5 protein-coding genes are annotated in these 4,701 nt (G+C 67.8%); 2 read left to right on the plus strand and 3 right to left on the minus strand.

The window, feature by feature from the left end; translation table 11 throughout:
• Positions 1-8: 8 nt before the first annotated feature.
• Together EOA32_RS33240 and EOA32_RS33245 are read left to right on the plus strand one after the other, a co-directional pair.
• Positions 9-995 (plus strand): glycosyltransferase, encoded by a 987-nt coding sequence (locus EOA32_RS33240; RefSeq protein WP_128373982.1) that lies wholly within the window; start codon positions 9-11, stop codon positions 993-995.
• Complete coding sequence (locus EOA32_RS33245; protein WP_245499476.1) at positions 992-2,764, plus strand: ABC transporter ATP-binding protein; 1,773 nt, start codon at positions 992-994, stop codon at positions 2,762-2,764. Before EOA32_RS33240 ends, EOA32_RS33245 begins: the two co-directional genes overlap by 4 nt.
• A gap of 230 nt (positions 2,765-2,994) precedes the next feature.
• Here the strand turns inward: EOA32_RS33245 and minE are convergent, their stop codons facing one another.
• The 3 genes from minE to minC form a co-directional block, all read right to left on the minus strand.
• Positions 2,995-3,267, minus strand: a complete 273-nt coding sequence (minE, locus tag EOA32_RS33250) for a cell division topological specificity factor MinE (RefSeq protein ID WP_042638296.1) — start codon at positions 3,265-3,267, stop codon at positions 2,995-2,997.
• Positions 3,264-4,079, minus strand: a complete 816-nt coding sequence (gene minD / locus EOA32_RS33255; protein ID WP_067321964.1) for a septum site-determining protein MinD — start codon at positions 4,077-4,079, stop codon at positions 3,264-3,266. The genes minE and minD overlap by 4 nt, the downstream gene beginning before the upstream one ends.
• Positions 4,080-4,187: 108 nt before the next feature.
• Positions 4,188-4,701 (minus strand): septum site-determining protein MinC (gene minC, locus EOA32_RS40330; protein WP_245499477.1); only part of this gene is annotated, 514 nt, incomplete at its 5' end.

The raw sequence follows: 4,701 nt of genomic DNA on the forward strand, positions 1-4,701 counted from the left end.
ACCCGGCCCTGCCCGCGCCTCCCTGGCCCAGGCAGCGGCCGCAGGTCTCCTTCATCGTCTGCACGCGTGACCGCGCGGCGGTGCTTGAAGCCTGCATCGATTCGATCCGTGCCGCCTGTCTTGCGCATCCCGCCTTCGCCGCCGAACTGGTGGTGGTCGACAACGGCTCGCGCGACGGCACGGCGGAATATCTTTCCCGGATCGCCGCGAGCTCCGACATTCCACTGACGGCGATCTCAGAGCCGCGGCCCGGGCTGGCGGCGGCGCGCAATGCGGGGCTGGCGCGGGCGCGCGGGCACGTGCTGGTCTTCAACGACGACGACTGCAGGCTCGACCGCAACTACCTCGCCGACCTCCAACGGCATTATGCAAGCGGTGAGAAATGGCTGATCCGCGGCGGCCGCGTCGAACTCGGCGATGCGCGCGACCTGCCCTTCACCATCAAGCGCTGCGACGAGCGCCAGCGGCTGACGCCCGCCGTGCATCCGGGCGGCTTCGTGCTCGGCTGCAACATGACCATGCATCGCGACGTCGCCGCTCGCATCGGCCCCTTCGACGAACGCTTCGGCGCCGGCGGGCCGCTGCGCTCGGCGGAAGACACCGACTACCTGGTGCGCGCCATGCTCGCCGGCATGGCGGTGGAATATGTGCCCGACATGACGATCTTCCACCACCACGGCCGGCGCGGCCGCAAGGCGATCGATCGGCTGCACCGCGACTACCATTTCGGCAATGGCGCGCTGTGTCTCAAGCATTTCCGCCGCGCACCATGGCTGCTTCGCCATTTCTATTGGGCGGCGCGTGCCGCCACGCGCGAGCTGATCGGCGGCCCGCGCTTCGACCAGGATCTCAGGCTCTCGCACTGGCCGATCGTTTTGATGAACCTCGCGGGCGCGGCGAAATTCATGACGCTCGTGCTGGCCGGCCGGCCCGATCGGCAGCCGCCGCGCGCTGAGGAAGCCGCCGAGGTCAGGACGGAGGCTGGCGCGCCATGAGCGGGCACCCGACACTGGCGATGCTGCGGCGGGCGCTCGGCCGCCGTCAGCTCGGCCTGCTGCCCGCTGTCGTCGCGCTCGGGCTTGCCAGTGCTGCGCTCGAAGGCTTCGGCATCGGGCTGATCATCCCACTGCTCGGCATCATCATGGGACATGGCGAGGCGACCGGCATGGCCGGCCTTTCCGCCCTGCTGCAGAAGGTCGGCGCCGGGCTCGGCGAGCGCGAGCGGCTGATCGCGATTTCGGCCGCGATCCTCGGCTCGATCCTGCTCAAGAACCTGCTTGCCTTCGCCAATGCGGTGCTGACCGCGCATATCTACGGCAAGGCCGGCCAGTCGATCCGCGGCGCGCTCGCCGAACGCCTGCTCAGCGTCGGCTATCCGTTCTTCCTGAAAGAGAGCCCAGGGCGGCTGCTCAACATCATCTCCAACGAATCCTGGCGGGCGTCGGACGCCATGCAGGGGATGCTGGGCGCGATCGTCAGCGCCTCGGCGGCGGTTATCCTGCTTGCCTTCCTGCTGCTCTTATCCTGGCAGATGACGCTGCTGGTGATGCTGGGGCTGGCGCTGGTGCAAGCGGCACATATGGCGCTGTCGGCGCATCTCAAGGGCCCGAGCCGCAGCGTCGCGGCCCGCAACAGCGCTTTAGCCTCGCAGATGCTGCACCTGGTGCATGCCGGCCGTCTCATCCGGATCTTCGGCCAGGAGGCGCGCGAGAAGGCCGCCTTCGAGAAGGCATCGGACAGCGTGCGGCGGGCGGCCTTCACGCTTTCCAGCCGCCAGGGCGCGCTGGCGCCGCTCACCGAAGTGCTGCACGCGGTGCTGTTCCTGGCGGTGGTGATCGGCGCCTGGCTTGCCGGCTTGAGCTTCCCGTTGGTCGCCGCCTTCCTCATCCTGCTTTACCGCCTGCAGCCGCATGTGCGCGCGCTGCAGATGACCTGGAGCCAGCTGCAGGGGCTTTCCGGCTCTCTGGAGGAGGTGACCTGGCTGCTCGAGCCCGAGGGCAAGCCCGCGCCGCCCACGGGCAGCCGTCCGTTCGCGGGACTCGGCGGGAAGATCGCCTTCGAGGGCGTCAGCTTCAGCTATGCCAATGAGGAGCAGCGTGCGGCGGTGCTGCATGCGGCGAGCTTCGACATCGTAAGCGGCCGCTCGACGGCGCTGATCGGCCGCTCCGGCGCCGGCAAGACGACCATCGTCAACCTGCTCTGCCGCTTCGTCGAGCCCGATGGCGGCCGCATCCTCGTCGACGGCGCGCCGCTCGGCGAGATCGACCCGGCCGAATGGCGGGCCCACATCGCTTTGGCCAGCCAGGAGCTGGAGCTGGTTGACGGCACCATCCTCGACAACATCACCTACGGCAAGGACACGGCCAGCGCGGAAGAGGCGCGCCGCGCGGCGATGCTCGCCGAGGCGCATGGCTTCATCGAAACGCTGCCGCAGGCCTACCAGACGGTGGTCGGCTATCGCGGCGTCAACCTGTCGGCCGGGCAAAGGCAGCGCATCGCGCTGGCGCGAGCGCTGCTGCGCGACCCCGACATTTTGATCCTCGACGAAGCCACAAATGCAGTGGACGGACTCTCGGAAGCGGCGATCGTGGAAACGCTGAAATCGCGCGCCGGCCGCCGCACCACGATCGTCATCAGCCATCACCACTCGACCATCGCGTTCTGCGACGACCTGGTGATCCTGGAGCATGGGCGGGTGAAGAAGCAGGCGCCGTTCGCGGAACTGGCGGCACGCAGCATGGATGAGCTGTACCAGCCGGAGTGAGGGCTTTCTTTGCGAGGGAAGTGGCGAAGGTTGGCGCGAGACCCCCCTCTGCCCTGCCGGGCATCTCCCCCGCAAGGGGGGAGATTGGCAGCTCCGGCTGCCGCGCTCTTCCTGCTCCGTCGGAAGTTGGCGAAAGCGGCGACGACATCTGATCTCCCCCTTGCGGGCCCTTGCGGGGGAGATGTCCGGCAGGACAGAGGGGGTGCTGTCCCGCCGGCGCTAAATCAGCTTCACCCCGCCATCGCCAGTGGCGCGGCGCTCTTGTTGGGGATCTGGATGTCGATCTCCAGCGTCGACATGGTGGCGCCGCGATCCATCGAGACCTGGAGATAGTCCTGGTCGATCTGCACATGCTTGGCAATGACGGCCATGATCTCCTCGCGCAGAATGGAGACGAGGTCTGGCTGGCCACGGCTCTGGCGTTCATAGGCGAGCAGCAGCTGCAGCCGCTCGCGCGCCACAGGCGCACTGGTGCGCCGCTTGAAGAGGTCGAGAATGCTCATGCCGCCCTCCTTCCGAGAAGCCGTTCGAGGAAACCCTTGCGCTCGAAGGGGACGACCACCGGCAGGTCCTCGCCTTCCAGGCGCCGCGCCGCCTCGAGGTAGGCCTTGGCGGCGGTGTTGATCGGCTCGCTGAGCGTCACCGGCGCGCCGAGGTTGGAGGCCCTGAGCACATCCTGGCTTTCCGGGATGATGCCGAGCAGCGGCGTCGAAAGGATCTCCAGCACGTCGTCGATCGACAGCATCTCGCCGCGCGAGGCGCGCGTCGCGTCATAGCGCGTGACCAGCACGTGCTTCTGGATCAGCTCGCCCTGCTCGGCCTTCATGGTGCGGGCGTCGAGCAGGCCGATGATGCGGTCGGAGTCGCGCACCGACGACACTTCCGGGTTGGTGACGATGACCGCCTCGTCGGCGAAGCGCATGGCAAGCTGAGCGCCGCGCTCGATGCCGGCCGGGCTGTCGCAGAAGACATAGTCGAACACCGAGCGCAGCCGGGCGATGACTTCGGCAACGCCCTCCTCGGTCAGCGCGTCCTTGTCGCGCGTCTGCGAGGCCGGCAGCAGATAGAGCGTCTCCAGCCGCTTGTCGCGGATCAGCGCCTGCGACAGTTTTGCGGTGCCCTGGATAACGTTGACGAGGTCGAACACCACGCGGCGCTCGGCACCCATGATGAGGTCGAGATTGCGCAGGCCGACGTCGAAATCGACCAGCGCAACCTTCTTGCCGGTCTTGGCCACGGCAGCGCCGAGCGCGGCCGTCGAGGTTGTCTTGCCGACGCCCCCCTTGCCCGAGGTGACCACGACTACCTTGCCCATATATCCAGCCTCCGTTGGCGATTTTTATTCTCTGGCCGTGCCGGGCACGGCGGACTCATGAAGGACAATGGCACGCGAAACCGGTCCGAAGCTTGCGCGGCCAAAGACTCAGCCGAGCGGCACCACGCACAGCGCATCGTTTTCGAGGAAGGCCTGCACCGCCTTGCCGCGCGAAACACCTTCCATCTCCTCGGCCGTGGTGTACCAGCCGTCGACGGCGAGCAGCTCGGCCTCGTTCTTGCGGCAGAAGATGCGCGCCGATGTGTTGCCTTCCGAGCCGGCGATCGCCCGACCGCGCAGCGTGCCGTAGACATGGATCGAACCGCCGGCGACGATTTCCGAGCCGGACGCGACCGAGCCCAGCACGATGACGTCGCCATGCGGATGAAAGACCGACTGCCCGGAGCGGATCGGCGCCTTGATCATCAGGGTGCCGGCGGAAGGCTCGTGCCGTGCCGGTGCAGCACCCTGCCCCGACCCGGCCGGTTCCGACTTGGCTGCTTCGGCGGCTCGCGCGTTTTCCGCATCGAGCTTCGCCAGCTCATCCTGCGGCGCCCTCATTTGCCCCGGCTGCACGTCCTCGACCGTAGCCGTCTCAACCGTGATCTCTTCCGCCTTCGCC

Origin of the sequence: Mesorhizobium sp. M1A.F.Ca.ET.072.01.1.1 (genome assembly GCF_004023325.1) — a bacterium.
GTDB lineage: Bacteria > Pseudomonadota > Alphaproteobacteria > Rhizobiales > Rhizobiaceae > Mesorhizobium.

Excerpts from the sequence above, each read along its gene's own strand:
- minD (WP_067321964.1), bottom strand. The coding sequence starts at position 4,079 with ATGGGCAAGGTAGTCGTGGTCACCTCGGGCAAGGGGGGCGTCGGCAAG.
- minE (WP_042638296.1), bottom strand. The coding sequence starts at position 3,267 with ATGAGCATTCTCGACCTCTTCAAGCGGCGCACCAGTGCGCCTGTGGCG.
- EOA32_RS33245 (WP_245499476.1), top strand. The coding sequence starts at position 992 with ATGAGCGGGCACCCGACACTGGCGATGCTGCGGCGGGCGCTCGGCCGC.